General features: G+C 38.4%; 23 protein-coding genes. 3 read left to right on the top strand and 20 right to left on the bottom strand.

The window, feature by feature from the left end; all coding sequences use genetic code 11:
• Positions 1-89 precede the first annotated feature (89 nt).
• The 7 genes from JWQ34_RS10295 to gyrA all read right to left on the bottom strand — a co-directional run bounded on the left by JWQ34_RS10295 (position 90) and on the right by gyrA (position 8,164).
• Complete coding sequence (locus tag JWQ34_RS10295; protein WP_299357162.1) at positions 90-1,469, bottom strand: MATE family efflux transporter; 1,380 nt, start codon at positions 1,467-1,469, stop codon at positions 90-92.
• Between the two features lie 13 nt (positions 1,470-1,482).
• Positions 1,483-2,106, bottom strand: coding sequence for an ATP-binding protein (locus JWQ34_RS10290; protein WP_299357161.1), 624 nt, complete (start codon positions 2,104-2,106; stop codon positions 1,483-1,485).
• The gene (locus JWQ34_RS10285) at positions 2,081-2,572 is read right to left on the bottom strand and encodes a GNAT family N-acetyltransferase (protein ID WP_299357160.1); all 492 of its coding nucleotides are present in this window, start codon (positions 2,570-2,572) and stop codon (positions 2,081-2,083) included. The genes JWQ34_RS10290 and JWQ34_RS10285 overlap by 26 nt, the downstream gene beginning before the upstream one ends.
• A gap of 3 nt (positions 2,573-2,575) precedes the next feature.
• Positions 2,576-3,049, bottom strand: a complete 474-nt coding sequence (locus JWQ34_RS10280) for a PaaI family thioesterase (RefSeq protein ID WP_299357159.1) — start codon at positions 3,047-3,049, stop codon at positions 2,576-2,578.
• A 144-nt stretch (positions 3,050-3,193) separates the two neighbouring features.
• Positions 3,194-4,459, bottom strand: a complete 1,266-nt coding sequence (locus JWQ34_RS10275; protein ID WP_299357158.1) for a hypothetical protein — start codon at positions 4,457-4,459, stop codon at positions 3,194-3,196.
• 9 nt (positions 4,460-4,468) lie between these two features.
• The gene (locus JWQ34_RS10270; protein WP_299357157.1) at positions 4,469-5,587 is read right to left on the bottom strand and encodes a hypothetical protein; all 1,119 of its coding nucleotides are present in this window, start codon (positions 5,585-5,587) and stop codon (positions 4,469-4,471) included.
• A gap of 3 nt (positions 5,588-5,590) precedes the next feature.
• On the bottom strand, positions 5,591-8,164 hold the full coding sequence (gyrA, locus tag JWQ34_RS10265; protein WP_299357156.1) for a DNA gyrase subunit A: 2,574 nt from the start codon (positions 8,162-8,164) through the stop codon (positions 5,591-5,593).
• Between the two features lie 248 nt (positions 8,165-8,412).
• Here gyrA and JWQ34_RS10260 point away from each other — a divergent pair, with 248 nt between their 5' ends.
• Positions 8,413-9,456, top strand: a complete 1,044-nt coding sequence (locus tag JWQ34_RS10260) for a glycosyl hydrolase (RefSeq protein ID WP_299357155.1) — start codon at positions 8,413-8,415, stop codon at positions 9,454-9,456.
• Positions 9,457-9,471: 15 nt separating this feature from the next.
• On the opposite strand, the gene JWQ34_RS10255 is transcribed toward JWQ34_RS10260, so the two are convergent.
• The 12 genes from JWQ34_RS10255 to JWQ34_RS10200 all read right to left on the bottom strand — a co-directional run bounded on the left by JWQ34_RS10255 (position 9,472) and on the right by JWQ34_RS10200 (position 19,131).
• Positions 9,472-9,912 (bottom strand): hypothetical protein, encoded by a 441-nt coding sequence (locus JWQ34_RS10255; RefSeq protein WP_299357154.1) that lies wholly within the window; start codon positions 9,910-9,912, stop codon positions 9,472-9,474.
• A gap of 20 nt (positions 9,913-9,932) precedes the next feature.
• Positions 9,933-10,328 carry a hypothetical protein gene (locus JWQ34_RS10250; protein WP_299357153.1) on the bottom strand — a complete coding sequence of 132 codons (396 nt, stop codon included), beginning with the start codon at positions 10,326-10,328 and terminating at the stop codon, positions 9,933-9,935.
• Positions 10,329-10,330: 2 nt separating this feature from the next.
• Positions 10,331-11,245 (bottom strand): oxygen-dependent coproporphyrinogen oxidase, encoded by a 915-nt coding sequence (hemF, locus tag JWQ34_RS10245; protein WP_299357152.1) that lies wholly within the window; start codon positions 11,243-11,245, stop codon positions 10,331-10,333.
• Positions 11,246-11,326: 81 nt separating this feature from the next.
• Positions 11,327-12,577 carry an MFS transporter gene (locus JWQ34_RS10240; protein ID WP_299357151.1) on the bottom strand — a complete coding sequence of 417 codons (1,251 nt, stop codon included), beginning with the start codon at positions 12,575-12,577 and terminating at the stop codon, positions 11,327-11,329.
• A gap of 116 nt (positions 12,578-12,693) precedes the next feature.
• Complete coding sequence (locus JWQ34_RS10235; protein WP_299357150.1) at positions 12,694-12,891, bottom strand: cold-shock protein; 198 nt, start codon at positions 12,889-12,891, stop codon at positions 12,694-12,696.
• Positions 12,892-13,029: 138 nt separating this feature from the next.
• Complete coding sequence (locus JWQ34_RS10230) at positions 13,030-13,665, bottom strand: peroxiredoxin (protein ID WP_299357149.1); 636 nt, start codon at positions 13,663-13,665, stop codon at positions 13,030-13,032.
• 177 nt (positions 13,666-13,842) lie between these two features.
• Entirely contained in the window at positions 13,843-14,310 is a 468-nt protein-coding gene (locus tag JWQ34_RS10225; RefSeq protein WP_299357148.1) for a hypothetical protein, read from the bottom strand.
• Positions 14,311-14,948: 638 nt separating this feature from the next.
• Positions 14,949-15,692 (bottom strand): menaquinone biosynthesis protein, encoded by a 744-nt coding sequence (locus JWQ34_RS10220; RefSeq protein WP_299357147.1) that lies wholly within the window; start codon positions 15,690-15,692, stop codon positions 14,949-14,951.
• 9 nt (positions 15,693-15,701) lie between these two features.
• Positions 15,702-16,319, bottom strand: coding sequence for a histidine phosphatase family protein (locus JWQ34_RS10215; protein WP_299357146.1), 618 nt, complete (start codon positions 16,317-16,319; stop codon positions 15,702-15,704).
• A gap of 121 nt (positions 16,320-16,440) precedes the next feature.
• Positions 16,441-17,634, bottom strand: coding sequence for an aminofutalosine synthase MqnE (mqnE, locus tag JWQ34_RS10210; protein ID WP_299357145.1), 1,194 nt, complete (start codon positions 17,632-17,634; stop codon positions 16,441-16,443).
• A 321-nt stretch (positions 17,635-17,955) separates the two neighbouring features.
• Entirely contained in the window at positions 17,956-18,486 is a 531-nt protein-coding gene (locus JWQ34_RS10205) for a hypothetical protein (protein ID WP_299357144.1), read from the bottom strand.
• Between the two features lie 117 nt (positions 18,487-18,603).
• Positions 18,604-19,131, bottom strand: coding sequence for a hypothetical protein (locus JWQ34_RS10200; protein ID WP_299357143.1), 528 nt, complete (start codon positions 19,129-19,131; stop codon positions 18,604-18,606).
• Positions 19,132-19,203: 72 nt separating this feature from the next.
• On the opposite strand from JWQ34_RS10200, the gene JWQ34_RS10195 reads away from it, so the two are divergent.
• Both JWQ34_RS10195 and JWQ34_RS10190 read left to right on the top strand, forming a co-directional pair.
• Positions 19,204-19,371 carry a hypothetical protein gene (locus JWQ34_RS10195; RefSeq protein WP_299357142.1) on the top strand — a complete coding sequence of 56 codons (168 nt, stop codon included), beginning with the start codon at positions 19,204-19,206 and terminating at the stop codon, positions 19,369-19,371.
• A complete protein-coding gene (locus tag JWQ34_RS10190; RefSeq protein WP_299357179.1) occupies positions 19,332-19,463 on the top strand; it encodes a PLP-dependent transferase in 132 nt (43 codons plus the stop codon). Before JWQ34_RS10195 ends, JWQ34_RS10190 begins: the two co-directional genes overlap by 40 nt.
• A gap of 90 nt (positions 19,464-19,553) precedes the next feature.
• Here the strand turns inward: JWQ34_RS10190 and JWQ34_RS10185 are convergent, their stop codons facing one another.
• Complete coding sequence (locus JWQ34_RS10185) at positions 19,554-20,063, bottom strand: DUF4251 domain-containing protein (protein ID WP_299357141.1); 510 nt, start codon at positions 20,061-20,063, stop codon at positions 19,554-19,556.
• Between the last annotated feature and the right edge of the window lie 504 nt (positions 20,064-20,567).

Here is a 20,567-nt window from a genome sequence, read left to right as displayed (position 1 = left end):
TTAAACGATTTTCTAATCACGGGTATATTCTTTCACGACAAAACGGCGAAAGTTGTTTAAAGGCAATATTTTTAGTCTTGAAACAGATTTTAATCCTGCGTGATAATGATTATTTGTTTATCCCGGTGATGTTTGCTTATAATTCTAAATCTCACATAAAGCAAAACAGCAGATACCATTAGCCCCAAAACAAGGCCGTACCACACGCCGGTGATACCCCAATTTAAATGGATACCCCAAAAATAACCGATGGGTAAACCAACTATCCAATAAGCCAAAAATGTAATAGCTGTTGGTATATTCACATCGCCCATTCCTCTTAATATCCCCAGCCCGATAACTTGAGCCCCATCAAACAATTGAAATATAGCTGCCAGTATAAGTAGCTGTGATGCAATGAGTATAACGTTCTTATCTGAAGTATATATCCAGGGTAAAACATGATTGCCGAATGTAAATATCAAAGCGGTTATGCTCATAAATATCAACACAATATGATAGCTGGCATTGGCCGATAACTTTAGGTTTTTATGATCCTTAACACCAAAATAATTACCCGATTTAATGGCAGCTGCCGCTGATAATCCGCTCGACATCATATACGTCATAGATGCCATATTAATAGCTATCTGATGGGCGGCAAGTTGTACCAGCCCGATGGTTCCTATAATTACTGCAGCAGCGCTAAAGGCACTTATTTCAAAAACATACTGTAAGGCTACAGGTGCCCCAATCTTTAATATTTTTAGACTACGTAACCGGTCAATGTTTTTCAGAGCAAATCCTTTTAAATAAACTTTAAAATGTTTGGATCTGAAAACGTATATCCCCATAACTAAAGCCATTACACAACGGTCAATCAATGTACTGTAACCGGCACCCATAATACCCATAGGATGTATGCCAAATAAACCTTTTACAAAAGTTACCCCTAAGCAAATGTTTAAGATGTTGCCCCAGATGGATATCATCATAGCTTGTTTGGTGAAGCCCAAGCCTTCGGCAAATTGCTTAAAGGTGTTAAATATCAGCATCGGGATAACAGACAATGCCAGCAACATTAAAAACGGTTTAGCCTGTTTTATAACCTGTGGCGATTGATGAAGTTGATCCAGAAAATAAATGGAGCCTAAGGCAACTAAACCGAATAGCACAATGCCGCTAAGTACATTAATGAATAAACTATTGGATAGTAACTGCCCGCATTCGGAAAATTCTTTGCGGCCATTATGTTGCGCAATGAGTGGGGTAGACCCATAGGATATACCGATGCCTATAATTAATGGAACGATAAAAATGCTTGTAGCCAGCGATACGGCAGCTAAACTAACAGTTCCGGCAAAGTGTCCAACTATAATTGTATCAGATGTTTGTACAAGTGTATGGCCCAGTTGTGATATTACTACCGGTATGGCCAGCTTCAAATTATCACGATAATGTGATCTGTATTTTGTGTAGATAGACAGCATTTACAAAGTAGTATTAAGCGGCAGTATAATACTCTTCTTTATCGGTAGTATGAATACGTATAATGCCAGACAGTACCATGTTTACCAGTATGCGCTGGGCGGCCCTGCGGCCAACTTTAATTAGGTCGCAATATTCTTTTACAGTGATACGGGGCGTTTTCTCCAGGTGCTCTAACAATGATTTTTCTTTGGAAGAATACTCAATCAATACGCCCGTATTTTCTGTTGATCTTTTTAGCACGTCCACAACAATTTTGCTTGCTAAAACACTCTTATCCCTTACCCGTACATATACCCACCATTTGCCGTCCTCGGCTAAGGCATAGTGGGGTTTAAGGGTGCTTTCGGGGGTATCAACAATCAGCACTAATTTATCATCTACATATACTTCTTCAAATACCGGTTCAAGGGCGGGCCTGGCATATAAGTGCGCGGCTTTGGTTATCATGTAACGTTCTTCATCTTCAGACTTTACACCTTTAATTGTGCCGTCATCGGCTACGCCAATAAGCAAACGCCCGCCTTTATTATTAGCAAACGACACCATAGTGCGGGCTATTTTTTCGCAGCTGGTGATAGTTTTTTTAAAATCAAGTTTTACACCTTCGCCCTCAAAAATTTGCTTCTTTACGTTCATTTTCTTCTTTGTTAAGCACTTGGTAGGGCGTAAATATTTCCATCCATCTTTCCGGACGGGTTATTTCTGTAAATCCAAATTGGCTATATAAACCTTGAGCATCGGCAGTGGCTAACGACCATCGCCTTAATCCCTGCAAATCAGCATGACCCAAAATAGTTTGTATTAACCATTTCGACAAACCTTTTCCTCTAAATTCGGGCAGGATAAATACGTCAGCAATATAAGCAAAAGTGGCTTTATCGGTAATAACCCGCGCAAATCCAATTTGTGTTTTATGCTGATAAACACCAAAACACATGGCGTTATCAATAGCCGATTTAAGCTTTTGGGCAGGTATGCCTTTAGCCCAATAGGATTCCTGGTCTAAATAACCGTAAATCATATCAAAATTAAGTTTGCTTTTATCAGTAGATATAGAAAACTCTTTGTCCAAAAATGAATTATCGTTTATAAACACTTTCATACATTATATATTTTCAACAAAGTTAAGGTTGCGTAAATAAACCTCATTCGTCAATGTTACACATATCTCGCCATTGGTATTATATATGTCTATCGGGTGAGCTTTTATGTACTTACCGCCAGCGTTTAGTACATGCTCAGCCTCAGCTATCTCCTCATCTGATATGGCTATTTTAAACTGCAATTTAGTTAACCCTGGTTTTATAAACTGAATTTCGGACGATTTTGACCATGCTATAACATTATAGCCCTTGTGCATAAATATCTGGTGAAAAAGCAACGGGTAAAATGGATCGGCAGCTGAGAATATGGTACCACCAAATATGGAATTATTGTAATTGCGGTTAAAAATACTTTTGTTTATCCTGACAGTAACACCTCTAAAACCCTTATCAATTTTAACCACCCAAATGCGCTGAAAAAAAAGTGGAGGATAAATACGCATTCCCCATTTAGATAATCGTTCTGATACTACCATAACGCTTAAATATCAGTAATTAAAACTAAAAATCTATAGTTTTTCCAAGATAATAATTATTCTCATAATTAACATTATGTTAAGTAGTGTTATCTTTTTAAAGCCTGCACCAAAAATGCAGGCTTTAAAAATTATTTAGTACCCCTATTGAAGAGCTTCTATTTTTTTCTGTGTTACATTTGCGTTAGCAGTATCCTTTGTAACCAGGTAGTAATTTTTCAAATTTACCAAAGCATCTTTTGATTTAGGATTTAATTCGGTGGCTTTAATTAAATATGGTTTAGCTAATTCAGCTTGTGCAGTTGTTTTTGCAATAGCAGCAGTATATTCTTTTTGTTTACTTGCCGGTAATTGATTGGCATCATTATACATATCTATAGCAGGTGCAATATATGCATAACCCATATTTAAGTTGGCTTCATAATATTGCGGATCAATATCCAGCGCTTTTTTATACATCTCAACTGCTTTTGCAAAATAATCATCCTTTTTAGCCTGCATTGCACTTATTGCAGCAACATCTTTTGATGTTTTCTTTAATCCAGCTAATTCTTTGCCTATATTATTTCCAGAAGTAGTATAAGTTAACCCGGCATAATAATATAGTGTTTTATTTTTCGGGTCGTTACTTATAGCTGCCAGTATCTTACCAACCATTTCCTGGCCCTTACCGGTTTGCAAGCTTATTTCAATCTCTCTCCTTCTTAAATCAGAGCTTGATGGAAATTTCTCTACACCCTCCGTAGCTATTTTTAAAGAATTAACAGTGTCTTTTTGAGTTAGATAGATACTTGACATATCCAGATAAATAGTCTCTTTTTTAGAAAATTTAAGCGGAAGCAATTTTGAATATGCAGTAAGCGCCGCGGGATAGTTTGTTCCGGCCACGGCAGCTAAACCTGAATAGTATAAAGCTGTAGTATCCTCAGGGAATAGTTGATGAAAATAATCAAAATCTTTATACGCTAGGTCAAACTGTTTATGTTGAAAGTCAGCAACGCCTCTATTTAACTGATATTGAGCCAGGTTATTAGCCGCATCAAGTATCAATGCCTTGTTCTCTCCTTTTGTATCTAGTTCTTTAGCTTTTTTTAGCGCTTCATCTGCCGTATTAAAAAACGGTAATGTTTTAGCTGCAACAGTATCACGCATAGAATACGTGGCATAAACCGCAGCTTTTAACGCATAGGTTTGAGGCAACTCAGCAGTCTTGGTGTTTGTAGCGGCTTTATCAATTGACGCCTTAGCTGCGTTAAGATTTTTATCAGCCTCGACATAAGTAGCCTTTACTTTACTTAATGCCACATATTTATCATACGTTTCTTTAGCATTGCTTAACTCGTATTTTTGCGCAAATGCCGTGGTAGAGGCTATGCCCAACAAGCCCGCTATCAAAAATTTAATTCTCATGGTTTTAATTTATTGATTGGTTAACTGTTTTAGTTTATTATTTATCTTGTCTGTTTGGTCTTTATTATCGGTCTGTGCATAAATAAGCTGCAACACTTCAAGGCACTTTATGTTATTTGGTGATATTTCATTCGCCTTTTCAACCCATTGCTGGGCGTAAAGTATATTCCTATCGCTATCCCCCCCCTTTTTTAGAGCACTTTTCTTTAAATAAAGCAATCCCAAATTAAATATCGGGTCGAAAGCAGAATTATTTAAATCTATTACGCGCAAATAAAGTGCTTCTGCCTTATCATATTGATAAAGATGATCATAGCAATTTGCTGCTACAAACACAATATCGGGGTTATTTATATTAATGTCAAGCAATTGAGGTAATAAGGGCTCTAAAGATTTATAATCTTTATTATTATTATAAATATTAGCCTCATCTAACAGCAAAAACTTGTCATTTGGCAGGAGTTTCCTGCCACGTCTTATCATTTCAATTGCTTTTGAGGTATCTCCTACTGCTTTATATACGTTGGCCGCAGCTTCAATATAGTCTGTCCTTATACTGTCGGTTTTTACCAAATTATCATAGTATCGGGCAGCGGCAGTTAAATTTCCTAATTTATTATTAGTATAGGCGATGTAAGCATTTAACGGTTTAAAGGAAGGTACGTATTTATGCGCTTTTAAAAACAGCACTATAGCGTTAGAATAGTCTGAAATAGTAACGTAAGCAAACGCCTTACGTAAATATACATTTGCCAGACACTGCCTGGCAAAATCCATTTCGGGCTGATATTTGTATATTTTATTGCGACCGTTTAGTATATCAACCTGCTCAACAGTTTTTCTGAAATAATTTTCGGGCTGGCCTGTTTTATTTGTCGAGTCTACATATAAAATAGCCGAATTAATAACCGCACGATAAACGTTCTTCTCCAGATCACTGGTGTCAGGAGCTAGTTTCAACAGGCTATCAATGGACTTTTTAGCGATAGTTAAAAACTTTAGCTCTTTCCGCTGTTTATAATAAGCCAAGCTATTTACTACACCTTTTAACATTTCTGATTGGGAAAATGCCAAAGGTGCAGTAAATAATACCAATAAAACCGATAAAGCTATTTTACGGCCATTCATTTTTTATTCAGTTATGTCAGTTGGTGATGTTGGTTCGGTATCAGAATCAGCCGCTGTATCTCCATCCGGATTTTCTACAGCATCGTCAGTTTCTGTTTCCTCTTCCTCATCATCATGTTCAATTTTAGCTACTGACGCAATTTCGTCATTACCTTTTAGATTGATAAGCCTCACTCCTTGCGTTGCACGGCCCATTGTTCTTAATTCACTTATAGCGATCCGAATAATTATACCTGATTTGTTAATAATCATCAGGTCTTCATTGTCTGTAACGCCTTTAATAGCTACTAAATTGCCTGTTTTGTCAGTAATGTTAAGCGTTTTAACACCTTTACCACCACGATTGGTTACACGGTAGTCATCAATATCGGTACGTTTACCGTAACCTTTCTCTGATACTACCAACACCGTAGTTTCCGGGTTGTCAATACTTATCATACCAACAACTTCGTCATTATCATTAGCTAAGCTTATGCCCCTTACACCGGTTGCCGTACGACCCATTGGCCTTACAGTAGCTTCATTAAAACGTATTGCACGACCTGATTTTAAGGCCATTACAATTTCGCTGGTGCCGCTGGTTAAGCTTGCTTCTAATAATGAGTCACCTTCATTAACATTTATAGCATTGATACCATTTGCACGCGGACGAGAGTAAGCTTCTAACGAAGTTTTCTTAATCACACCTTTTTTGGTACACATTATTATAAAGTTATTCTCCAGGTATTCTTTATCCTTCAGGTTAATAACCTTGATATAAGCTTTTATGTTTTCCTCTTTAGGGATATTTATGATATTCTGGATAGCGCGGCCCTTAGATGTGCGTGATCCTTCCGGAATCTCAAACACACGTAACCAAAAACATTGACCAGATTCTGTAAAGAATAACATGTAGTTGTGATTAGATGCTATCAGCAAATGCTCAATAAAATCTGCATCACGGCTATTGCTGCCAATTGATCCTTTACCACCCCTGCCCTGCCTGCGGTACTCTGTAAGTGGGGTACGTTTAATGTATCCTTCGCGAGAAATAGTGATTACAACATCCTCATCCTCAATAAAGTCTTCGGTTTGCATTTCTGCTGATGAGTGTACCATTTCTGTTTTACGCTCATCACCATATTTTTCTTTTATCTCTAATAATTCGTCTTTAATGATCTGCATCCTTAGACCTTCATCCGCTAAGATGGAGTTTAAGTATTCTATCAGTTTCATCAAACCCTCGTATTCGTCTTTGATCTTGTCGCGTTCCAATCCGGTTAACCTTCTTAGGGTCATATCCAGTATGGCACGTGCCTGTATATCACTCAAACCAAACTGGCTCATTAAGCCTTCGCGAGCTTCATCAGGAGTTTGCGAACCGCGTATCAGCTTAATTACTTCGTCCAGGTGATCTAAGGCGATCAATAAACCTTCTAAAACGTGTGCGCGCTTTTGTGCTTCGGACAGTTCAAATTTGGTACGGCGAACAACAACCTCATGCCTGTGCTCAACAAAATGATGTATCAGGTCACGCAGGTTCAACATCATTGGGCGGCCATGTACCAACGCGATATTGTTTACGCTGAAAGACGTTTGTAAAGCCGTGTATTTAAACAAGTTATTTAATACGATAGCTGCATTAGCTTCGCGTTTTATCTCATAAACTATACGGATACCTTCACGGTTAGATTCGTCACGGATGGCTGATATACCTTCCAGTTTTTTATCATTAACCAGGTCGGCGGTACGTTCTATCATCAAACCTTTATTTACCTGGTAAGGTATTTCGGTAACGATAATACGTTCGCGGTCATTGCCATGCATTTCAATTTCGGCACGGGCACGTAGCACTACACGGCCACGGCCGGTTTCTAATGCCTCACGCGGGCCTTCAAAACCATAGATAATACCACCTGTAGGGAAATCGGGGCCCTTAACATGTTTCATTAACTCGGCAACCTCAATATCGCGGTTATCAATCAACGCCATAGTAGCATCAATAACCTCTGATAAGTTATGCGGCGCCATGTTAGTAGCCATACCTACCGCTATACCCGATGCACCGTTAACCAACAAATTAGGGAATTTTGCAGGCAATACCGTCGGCTCTTGTAACGAGTCGTCAAAGTTTAATTGGAAATCAATAGTATCTTTATTGATATCGGCCAGCATTTCCTCGGCTATCTTTTCTAATCTAGCCTCGGTATAACGCATTGCCGCAGGGTTATCACCATCAATTGAGCCATAGTTACCCTGGCCCTCAACCAACGGATAGCGTAAGCTCCACTCCTGCGCCATACGTACCATAGTATCGTATACAGAAGCGTCACCATGCGGGTGATATTTACCCATTACCTCACCCACAATACGGGCCGATTTTTTATAGGGTTTGTTATTATTTAAACCCAGATCGAGCATGCCAAAAAGCACGCGCCTATGTACGGGTTTTAAACCGTCACGCACATCAGGCAGGGCACGTGATACGATAACAGACATTGAATAATCAATGTAAGCCGATCGCATTTCTTCATCAATATTTATAGAAATTATTCTGTCTTCTTTGTTCGGGTTATCGTTCTCTGTACCTTCAGCCATTTTAATTTATTTGTAGATATTTGCTTTATAATTGATCGTATAAAACAGGTTTTTTATACGACCTGCGAAGTTAAGAATTTAGTTGATTTAATAGCCCTTTTTTACCAATAAAATGGTTATAAAAAGCGCATGTTAAGCATAGCCATTTTAGCTTTTTTTCCACATACGGTTATTAGTCCACATTAATACGGTTTTATCCTAATATTGGGCTGATTAATTTCGTACCTTGATCTAACAATTTGTACCCTATGAAAATCAGTTTTTACGCTATACTTATTCCTTTTTTGTTGACGGCCTGTTTACACGGAATGGCCCAAACACCTATCCCCAAGCTTACCGACAGAAGCAAAAAAGGCATCCTATCCTACTTTAAAACCATTGTTAATAATAAACAGGTAATTGTGGGGCAGCAATGCAGCCAATCGCCCGATGTTTCGTTGGAGTATAAAAAGAATTTTCAGCGGCTGTATGATTCTACCGGTAAGTACCCTGCGTTGATAGGCTTAGAGTATGGCTGGTTCGCTAACGCTGATCTGCAAAAAGAAAATGAATATGCCATAAAACATTGGCAGCAAGGCGGATTGGTAACCATTAGCTGGCATGCCGACTGCCCCTTTAAAGATGGCTATGATGTGCGATGGGATGCAATTGCTAACAAGGACGCTATTGACCTTAAAAAATTATTGAAGGATGCGCCCGACTCGAAAGAGAAAGCCAGCTATCGTGCCGAATTAAATAACATAGCAAAAGCGCTGAAACAATTAAAAGATGCCGGTGTAATGGTGATATGGCGGCCATTCCACGAGATGAATGGCAACTGGTTTTGGTGGGGCATTAATGATGCAAAAAATCCGACCAATATAAAAGATTATGCTGCGCTTTGGATAGATATGTACAATGTGTTTACAAAAGATTATGGACTTAATAACCTGATTTGGGTATATGCACCAAATATCGCAGGCAATTCCTACCCTGCTCCTGCCGTTTTTTATCCGGGCGACAAATATGTTGATATAGTGGCGTTGGATAACTATCCAAAAGTGCCCGCCTTTGATGATTACCCGGCATTGCTAAAGCTCGGTAAGCTAGTTACTGATGGAGAAGTAGGCCCTCATCAGCAATCCTATGGAAAGTTTGACGAAATGGAAGTACTGAATACCTACAAGGGTAAAGCGCCATACTTTTTACAATGGCATAGCTGGACAAACGCCAAAGTAGCCATAGTTGATAATGTGCATTTTAAAGAATTAATGAACGATAATTCGGCAATAACTTTGGATAAGATAAGGTAAAAGCAATTACTCTTTTTATTGAATGTAACGATATTTTTTTCTTCCGTCTTGTATCTCGATGGTCTTAACGTTATCTAACAAAATGGTGGCTCTAATAGAAGATATAAATCTAGATTGAGAACCAGTGATAACGTTTCCATTGACGAAGATCCGATCAAAATAAAAGGTAGTTCTCTTATTCTTATTATCTGTAAAACGGATCTCTAATGCTGGGCTGTTTGTTAATGCAAACCGACCCCCATTTTTATCAACACATTTAATGATATCAATTGGATAAGTTTTGTACTTAACTACATCGCCAAATGGCCCTTTTGTAGTGACCAATCTATATTGCGAAGTGTCTATTGTTTGCAATTGTTGCTTAAAACTATCAACAGGGATATAGTAGGTTGCGCATGAACTGATGAAAAAAATCAATCCAATAATTGTCGTGATAAGGTAGTTTTTAGTTCTCATTTTTTAAATTAATAATAATTTTACTTCACCCTCTTCCAATAATCCTCAATCACCGCTCCGCTCGGTAATTTCCCGTTTAAAATAAGCGTGTCATTTCGGATAGCGTATTGATAGTGTACAGCAATATTAAGCAATTTAGATGCCTGCATGCTATATGTTTGAGTTTCTATACAACTATCCCCTTTTAGCGTATAATTTCCGCTTTCATACTTCATAGCTTTTTCACCTTTTTCCAGTAGGAAAGCATCGAAGGTTTTATCGGTATATTTTCTTTGTTGGGTATAGTCTTTTGGCGCTGCCGATAGTTTGTTATTGAATTTGCCGCCACGATATTCCCAGGTACCTTTAAACGTTTTCACTTCTTTATCTGAAGAAAAAGTCATTAATAAAAACAACGAAAACAGCAGCTTTTGCATACCTAGACCCAGTTAATATCTTTTTTTAATAACGATAACGTCCGCTCCTCTTCGCTGCCCGGTTGTGCCTGGTAATTGTATAGCCATTTTGCTGTCGGCGGCAGACTCATCAATATAGATTCTATACGGCCATTGGTTTCCAGCCCGAATTTGGTACCGGCATCATAAACCAGGTTAAACTCGGCGTAGCGGCTACGGCGCTGGTATTGCCATTGCTGCTGATCGGCGGTAAAAGTTTCTTGTTTATGACGATTTACCAACTCGGTATAGATTGGGATAAACGACCGACCCAGCGCTTTAGAGAAAGCAAATATATCATCCCAACTCATATCTTCAGATGCCGTTAAACGATCATAAAAAATCCCGCCAATACCACGGGTTTCGTTACGGTGTTTGATGAAAAAATAATCATCGGCCCATTTTTTAAAACGGGTATAAAAATCGGCATTAAACTGGTCGCAAACCGCTTTTAAACTAGTGTGGAAGTATTTGGCATCATCATCAACAATATAATGTGGCGTAAGGTCTATGCCCCCGCCAAACCAGCGTACAGGTTCTTTGCCCTCGCCAAATGATGATGGCATTTCAAAATAGCGGATGTTCATGTGGATGATGGGTACCAGTGGATGGTTAGGATGGATCACGATAGAAACACCGGTAGCAAAGAAATCATCGCTATCTATCTTCAGCCCTTTTTTAAGGGCCTCGGGTAATTCGCCTTCAACAGCCGAGAAATTCACACCACCTTTTTCGAATATATTACCGTTTTGTATAACACGTGTGCGGCCGCCACCGCCGCCTTCCCGCTCCCACTTTTCTTCTTCAAATTTGGCTTTACCATCTACAGCTTCTAATGCCCGGCATATTTCGTCCTGGATAACCTGGTAATCGGCGGCTATTTGTTCTTTGTTAATCATTGGCGCAAAAATGCGATTTTGGATTTAAAGATGAGTCTTAGATTTGACAACTTTTAAAAATTGTCAAATCTATTGCGTGTCCTATGTCGTCATATTCACCCCATCATCCTCAATATAATCCAGGTCCTTGCTAAAGCTTTCTTTCAACTGGCTCAGCGCGAATAATGCAATGGCCGTAAGTATGAACATCACTATATAGCCGCTTTGTATCATGCCATAATGTAGCACAAACATATTAAACAGTGCGTTTACCGGTATTAATGATCCGCGTACAAAATTGGGTACGGTGGTAGTAACGGTAGACCGTATGTTGGTACCAAACTGCTCGGACGCGATGGTAACAAACGTGGCCCAATACCCAACCGCGAAACCCATAAAGAAACATAGCCATATAAATTGCGAGGTGGTTATATCTTTAGCGCTTAAATAACAAATCGCGCTAATTACTGATAACAATAAAAATATCAGCATAGTGAGTTTTCTTGATTTGGTCAATTGTGCCAGCACTCCGGCAAATATCCCACCTACAGATATGCCAATGTAGGTATATAAAATACCAGTGCCCGCGCTAAGCGGCGCTTTGGCGCCCAAAGCCTTACCAAACTCTGGCGATTGTGTTACCAGTACGCCTACCACATACCATAGCGGCGCGCCAATTAATATACAATACAGGTATTTTAAAAAACGTTTACGGTTGTTAAACAGCATCAGGATGTTGCCTTTTGATACCCCGGTATCGGCAATGTTTTTAAACATACCCGACTCGAATGTGCCCATCCGCAATAACAGTAATACAATGCCCAGGCCACCGCCAACATAGTAAGCGGTACGCCAATCATACTTACCTACATAAGCCGCGGCTACAGCGCCTAAAAGGCCTATCATGGCCACAATGGTGGTGCCATACCCCCTACGCTCTTTGCTTAAGGTTTCGCTAACAAGTGTAATGCCCGCGCCAAGTTCGCCGGCCAGGCCTATGCCTGCTATCAAACGAATGATGGCGTAGCTATTCAGATCATGCACCATGCCGTTAACAAAATTGGCTACCGAGTATAGGAATATCGACCCGAACAATACTTTTATGCGCCCGTATTTATCGCCTATTATGCCCCACATTATGCCGCCCAACAGCAGGCCAAACATTTGCATATTGATAACATAAACGCCTTTTAAACGGATATCAGCCTCGGACACGCCGATGTCATGTAAACTTTTAACCCGCACTATCGAGAATAGCACAAGGTCATATATATCAACAAAATAGCCTAAAGCGGCTACTATTACTAAAAAAACAACATTCCGGGTGGCTTTGGCCGATAAGGCATCAGTCATAATTGATAAAATAATTGGTTGGCCTAATGTAGGTGAAATAGGCAGATCATTGAAATTTTTTTGACAAAAAAAAACCCCTGGGTTTACAGAGGTCTTTTAGTTCCGGGGTAAGTAAATTATACTTTTTTTACATTTACTGCCTGTAAGCCTTTTCTGCCATCTTCCACTTCATATTCAACGCTATCATTATCTTTAATAGCGTTTACGCCGCCCTGCACATCCTTAAAGTGTACAAAAAGATCTTTACCGTCTTCGGTAACAATAAAGCCGTAACCTTTTTGTGTGTTAAACCATTTTACTTTTCCAGTTTTCATAATAATATAATAGTATTAATAATTTGTTTTTAAGAATATCGATTTATGCCAAACTGAGTACAAATGGTATTAATAGTCAGCGGAATAAATACACTCCCTTTTCCAAATATATAAAATTATTTACTTATCCAAATAAAATTATTTATTCGGTTGTGGAGTTAAGCGTAAGTATGGTTTAACCTCTCTGAAGCCCTTAGGAAATTTTGCCGGGATATCTTCTGTTTTAATAGCAGGAACAACTACTACGTCCTCGCCATCTTTCCAGTCGGCAGGTGTGGCAACACTATGGTATGCAGTAAGTTGCAATGAGTCAATTACACGTAATATCTCTACAAAATTCCTTCCGGTTGATGCCGGGTAAGTGATGATTAACTTGATAGTTTTATCAGGGCCGATGATGAATAATGAACGTACCGTAGCGTTTACAGACGCGTTTGGATGGATCATATCATAAGCCTCAGCAATTTTACGGTCCTCGTCTGCAATGATCGGGAACTGTACATCAACTCCCTGTGTTTCATTGATATCTTTGATCCAGCTACGGTGCGAATCGGCAGAGTCAACACTTAGTGCTAATACTTTAACATTACGTTTGGCAAACTCGTCTTGTAATGCAGCGGTGCGGCCAAGCTCGGTAGTACATACCGGGGTATAATCTGCAGGGTGCGAAAATAAAACGCCCCAGCCATCGCCAAGGTATTCATAAAGATTGATCTCTCCTACTGAGGAGTCAGCTGTAAAATCCGGGGCTTTATCGCCTAATCTTAAACTCATGATATATCTGTTTTAAATTGAATTTATTTTTAAAGTTACAGCGATTGTTTTAAATAACAATAGGTAAAATAAAAATAATCCAGTATTTACATAGACATTACATAATTTATTTAGCCGAAAATAAAAAAGCCCTTATGTGTTAAACATAAAGGCTTGATTTTTTGCGTGTTTACTTAATTAGTTCTTTTCAACGTTCATAATTTCGTTGTCGGGTGCTATTGTCAAAACAATTTTGTCATCAGCCTTTTTAAGGCTAACAAAATATACAACCGGCTCTTCGCCATCTTTCGATTCGAATTTGGTTACATCCTTAACCTCATAGCTTTTGTAGTTTTTAGCTATTTTGTTTTTAATAGATTCTGACAGAGTAGTGTAAGCAACATCTTGTGATACACCCCAATATTCGTTGTTCAAATCATAAAAAGCGGTATAGCTAATGTTGTTTTCAGTAAAAGTAGCTTTCTGGCAATTTGATGTTACTGTCCAGGCTACATTACTTGCAGTTGAAAAATCAGATTTAAATTGAGCAAGTACTGTATATGTTATGCTCTCTTCGCCAGTTGCGATTGTTTTTTTGCCACCATCGGCAAATGCAGTTACACTAATCATTGTAGCGATCACTGCGGTCATTATTAATTTTTTCATGGTATTTTTATTTTTAATTATTGATAACAAAAGTACTACAGTTTTGCCATTAATTAAAATTATAATAAACTTTTATGAATATATTATAATTATAACATGAATTTTATATTAAATTATAAATTTTAAAACTACTTAGTGTATAAATTACAATATCTACAATTTCAAAAATCACCAAAAAGTGCATTTTTAGCCTTGTAACTGGTTTTTTACACAAAAAAAGGACAGTAAAGAAGTAAAAAAAGGCAGTTTTGTGCACTTTATAAATTGTTACTAAATTTAACCCCGGCCTATTTATAGGAGCAATATTTTTAATTAAGAAAAACAGACGAAAAAGGACAGACTACTTAATATACAACGTCCACTTAGGTACAAAGCCGATGCTATTATTGTAAAATATCCGGTAATAAGTCTTGCCCTTGGCCAACGCCCTACCTTTGAGTTTGCCGGGATATTAGCAATAAAGTCTGAATCGAATTTATCCTGAGCACTTAGTTTTACAATGCCGGTAACGTTGGGCTGTACTAAGTGGTATATAGAAAGTTGTTGTTGGTTTTAATACTATCCGGCTGGCTTTTAACAGGCATAGCCTTTACAACCACTACAGGTTAGTTTTATTAAATATTTTACGGCAGACTAAATTACAGTGCCTTTAAATAATCCAGGAAAAGATAAAGTGCCTTCCGCTTATCCTCGGTCAGATCAAAATCAAGCCTGTTCATCAGATAGTCCTTCAGGTCAAAATCGGCCCTTGCAGGTAATTCTTTAAGCAGCTCTGCCCTATGGTCAAGCCCGTTTTTTAATGCTTGATCAAACTCGGTAATAAAGTCTTGCGGGATGGGTTTATTGGCTATCCATGCGGCAAATACAAATGGCAGGCCGGTAAACTTTTGCCATTCTTCGGCAAGGTCATAAACAAATGAGTATTTATCTTTCTTACCAAATGTACGGTCTCCTATTTGTACAAACGCGGTGTTTGTATTTTTGTCGACTGAATAGTCGGTGGAATTGGTGATTAACTCGGGCTGTATCTTCCAATAGTTTTTTAACAGAACTCTGGCTAGGTTATTAGATGAGCGCGATTCAGGATCAAGCTGTAGTTTGGTTACATCATGTATATCGCAATTGCTAAATATAAACACCGAATTAACGGCCCCAACAGCCCCAATACAGTAAGCCGATACAATTTCCCAATAAGGTAAATTTAACGTAGCAGCAACAGGGATAAGGCCAATATCAACCTCGTCATCAATTAGTTTTTGGGCGCAATCTGCCGGGATATCAAGGCTAAGATCTATTTTGTTAATGATGTCGGTATGTTGTATACCGTATAAAAAAGGCTTGGTATTGGTGTAGCTTACAGCTGATATTTTAATTTTTTTCACAGAAGTGTGTTAGTCGTGTTTTAAATGGTCTGCATTACTAAAGCTTTCGATATGGTATTTTTCTCCATCAAAGATAACTTTATATAAAACCAGGTTTTGGTGTGGGAAGCTATCCATCTCGGTAAGCGGTTTACCGGTGAGCAAGCACAACAATAAACGCATTGCCCGTCCATGCATACAGATAAGTACATTATCCTCCTCGGTATGACTCATTATGATGCGCAAGGCTTCTATTTGTCTTAACCTGACTTCGTTAGGGCTTTCGCCGTTTTCAAATTTGCTATCCAGTTTACCGCCAACCCAATCGCGCATCAGTTTTAAAAAGGCAGCCTTGGTTTCGGGCGAACTTGGCATGCCTTCGTAGATACCCCAGGCTAATTCATCCAGCCCGGATAACTTTTCGTACGGAATACCCAGGTCAATAAACTGTTGTATGCTTTGTTGCGTGCGTTTAAGCTCTGATATATAAATCTTATCAAACGGAACAGATTTATAAACCTTGTAAAACAGATCTGCTTGCTTGCGGCCTTCATTATTAAGGTCGGTGTCTCTACCCCTTCCCTGCACAATGCCCTGCTTATTCAGATCTGTTTGTCCGTGGCGGACTATGTATAGTGTTTTTATCATGTTAGTTTATTGGTTCATTAGTTCAATTGTTCATTGGTATTTGCATGAACGTTAGACCAATAGTTATATTAAAATTCTCAATCCTATCGCCAATGAACTAATCAACCAGTGAACAAATGAACTAATTTATCACTGGTAATTTATAGTATTGCGGTTTTGGCTCTTCAGCAAACTGATAGTCGTTATAGTCGGTAACTACGTTGTATAATGTGTCACGTTCTATTGGGTAACGGCCAACTTGTTTTATTAGCTCAACCAATTGTTTGGTGCTCATACCCGGGTTTTGTTCCTCGGCACCAGCCATCGAGTATATTTTGGTGGTATCATCCAGCGTACCATCGATATCATCTACACCAAAGTTTAATGATAGCTGTGCGGTAGTACGGCTTATCATTGCCCAATAAGCCTTAATATGATCAAAGTTATCCAAGTAGATACGTGATATAGCATAATTACGCAGATCTTCAACCACTGTCGATTCAGGCACATGCGACATCTGGTTATCCTGGTTACGGAACTTTAGCGGGATAAACGTTTGGAAACCGCCTGTTTTATCCTGCAACTGACGCAAGCGATCCATATGGTCTATACGGTGCCTATACTCTTCTATATGGCCATATAGCATGGTAGCGTTTGACCGTGCGCCCAGCTTATGCCATTCCTCGTGTATCGCCAGCCATTGGTCGGCGGTACATTTATCTTTGGCAATCTGTTCTCTTATTTCGGGATGGAAAATCTCTGCACCACCACCGGGTATCGATTCCAGGCCGGCATCCAGCATCATTTTCATGCCGGTGGCGTAATCAATTTTAGCTTTCTTAAATATGTAATGATACTCAACCGGGGTTAATGCCTTTACATGTAATTCGGGCCTATGTGCTTTTATGCGTTGAAATAGCTCTACATAAAAAGGCACATCGTATTGTGGTAATACACCACCTACAATATGTACTTCGGTTACCGGCTCATTATCATACTTAACAACCATGTCAAACATTTCGTCCATGGTATACTCCCAGCCCTGCTCCTTTTGCTTTAGCAGGCGTGAGTACGAGCAAAACTTACAATCGTAAACACACAGATTGGTAGGCTCGATATGGAAATTACGGTTAAAGTAAGTCTTATCGCCGTGGCGCTCCTCGCGGATGTAGTTGGCTAAAACGCCCAGGTATCCTAACTCCCCTTTTTCAAAAAGTACAACGCCTTCGTCAAAAGTGATCCGCTCGTGACTAAACACTTTTTGGGCAATATGTTTTAAATCGGCAGATAAACCCGGATCTTGTAATAATACTTGTAAATTATTTTCAGCACCCATCAATAAATGTTTTGGCAAAAATAACAAATGTTACTGTAATGATGGTGTAACTTTTAATATCAGTTTAGGCATTGTAGTGATTCACAAAAAGTGAATCACTTTGAATCACCTGAATCACTTTTTACTTGTAAATTATTGATAATAAGAACTTTGATGAAAGCGGATGAATCACCCTGAATCAGTACCAAAACTTGAGGTCAACAGAATTAACTTATTGTAAATTAGTAAATTATCTCATTTTTATAAAATTTAAAAATCTGAGTGAATCACTTTTGTGAATCACCTCGTTTTTTAAAATAGTGGTGGGTTATGGGGAATAAATTAATTAGTAATCGACTTGATATTGATGCCTATAAAGCAATCACTCTTACATGTATTTGGTGTATAACCGGCAACTGATATCATACCATTGTTGTTACTCTCAAAGGTCACCACATTTTTACTCTTATCTGCCTTTAACCAAATATTTTGAGCCCTGTAATATATATCATCTAATGTATACAAATCTGCAGCGTCTGTACCGTGAGTACCTATATTATTACTTGTTTCATGCCATTCTACAGACAAAACTTTAGTCGGAGTATTGTTACCTGCGGTGTATTTGTATTCGTAATTAAAAAAATCTCGGGTAGTGATATTACCCTGTACAACCTTGATCGTTGTCTCGGAGTATACAGTTGATTGATCCCCTTTTATTGCAATATAAGCATAGGTATCATTTACTTTTGCCTTATAAGCTAACCAAGCTCCATAGCTTTTATCGAAATCGGAGTTTGCACCACTTTTTTTACATGATAATAAGATTGTTACCGATACCGTAGCAACAACCATTAGTAGTTTTATGAATTTCATAATGGTTTGTTTAAGTAAAAATATAAAAATATTACCTCATTATTTATAATTATTGTGGTAATTGAATTATCATGAAAGCAGAAACCATTGCCATATACGCGGGAACTTCGCAGACAGTTATGGCTTGATATTGCTAATATTTACTCCAATAAAACAATCGTCCTCGCAATTCTTGGTGACATAGCCGGCTGTTGATATCAATCCGTTATTCTTAGCCTCGAAATAAACATTGTTATTGGCAGTACTTACTTTTAACCATGTGTTTTTTGCCAGGTCGTAAATATCGTCTAACGTATAAAGTGGCAAAGCCCCTGTGTGGGTACTCAAATCGGCGGCTGTTTCATGCCAGGCGGTTAATGTATCTTTAAGGGCTATATTGCTGGTGGGCGGTACAGCATATTTGTATTCCAAAAAATCGCGTTGGGTTACTTTTCCGTTTTGCACCGTAATGGTAGTTATTGTACTAATACCAGTGGATAAACTTTTGGTATAGTTGTAGGCGTAAGAATTATTTACGCTGGCTTTGTAAGATTTCCATGAATTAAAACTTGTATCTAGACTGTTTAACGCTCCGTTTTGCTTGCATGATAGTGTGAATGCTATTGCTATAAGCAAAGCAATAAGTATAGGTTGAGATATTTTCATAGCTGTATAATTATCGTAAAATTAAAAAAAGTTAGCTTGATATTTATAATTATTGTGGTAACTTGAATTATCATGAAAACAGAAACCATTGCTATCCACGCCGGCAATCATACAGATAAAACAACCGGGCAGTTATACAACCCATTATCTTATCAACTACGTTTGAGCGTATGGAAGATGGTAGTTTCCGCTAAGGTTATATTTATAGCCGGGCAGCAAACCCTAACCGTACATCGTTAGAAAACGTATTAGCTAAATTAGAGGGTGGTGTTGATGCCGCGGCTTTTTCATCGGGCAATGCCGCGGGGAATGGCTGTTTTTTCAATCGTTAAAACCGAGTACGCATATTATAACGCCCGATAAAAAGGGTAAGATGGGCGATGTTGTATTAAGGTTTGACAGCTAACTGACTGTATCATTAATTATTTACTCTCCTCTTTTGCCTCTATAATTCCCGTATAACTCATTCGTCCACGGCCTTTGCTGAGCACCACTAAACTGGCAGTGCCATCGTTCTTAACATCTAACACTAACTCTTGTTCGGTGGTCGAATCTTTTGGCTTGATAGAAACATACCAGTGGCCCGCTGCTGTTTTAACACCAGAGTAGTCGAAATTTTTTGTCGAAAGTTTTATACTACTTTCACTGGTGCCACCACCAGAATAAGTGGTACCATAGTAAGGAAGAACTGAACTTACCACATCCGGGGTAATTTCCAGATAATAATAACTATTTAATAAAATTCCTCCACCTTGTGCAGGAGATGCATATTCGGCAGTAAATATAAATTTTTTTGAAATAAGAAGTCTTTCCACAGCTGCTGCCTGGATAGAGTCCCTGGTCATTTTTTTATCTTTTTTTTGTGCGTTAACTGTTGTAGCAAATGCTGATACCATAATTAGCAGCAGCAAAAATCCTCTTAAATTTTTCATGGTTATTTATTTCTGTTAAAGGCAATTTATTGTGATATAGAGTTAGTTTAGGCATATTTTCCTCCAATTATAAACCTATAGCGTAAGCCGCGAAAATTGGTTGATCTAATTTATGATTGTGCAATAAAGTTAATGAAAATTTTAATTAATATACTTTGCATTTTTTTGTTTTTTTTTACTGGAAAAAAGAGTACTTAAGATTTATAAAATTATCGCCGCTGTCTATGTCTTCACAGAGAGCCTCCCTGATTTTCTGATTACCTGTGAGGGTACAGGCAATGGCGGGTGAAAAATCGCCAAGACTTTAACGATGGGTTTTAAATCATTGCCAGGAAACCCACCTTATCCCTACAGATAATACTGCAAATCTGTTAAGTTTGCAATATGAAAACAGAAACCATTGCCATACACGCGGGCAATCATACCGATGAAACAACCGGGGCAGTTATACAACCCATTATCTTATCAACTACGTTTGAGCGTATGGAAGATGGTAGTTTCCGC

This window comes from Mucilaginibacter sp. (assembly GCF_028288185.1).
In the GTDB taxonomy this organism is placed as follows: domain Bacteria; phylum Bacteroidota; class Bacteroidia; order Sphingobacteriales; family Sphingobacteriaceae; genus Mucilaginibacter.
The sequence above is the reverse complement of the archived record's forward strand: the minus strand, read 5'-3'. Positions and strand labels throughout refer to the sequence as shown.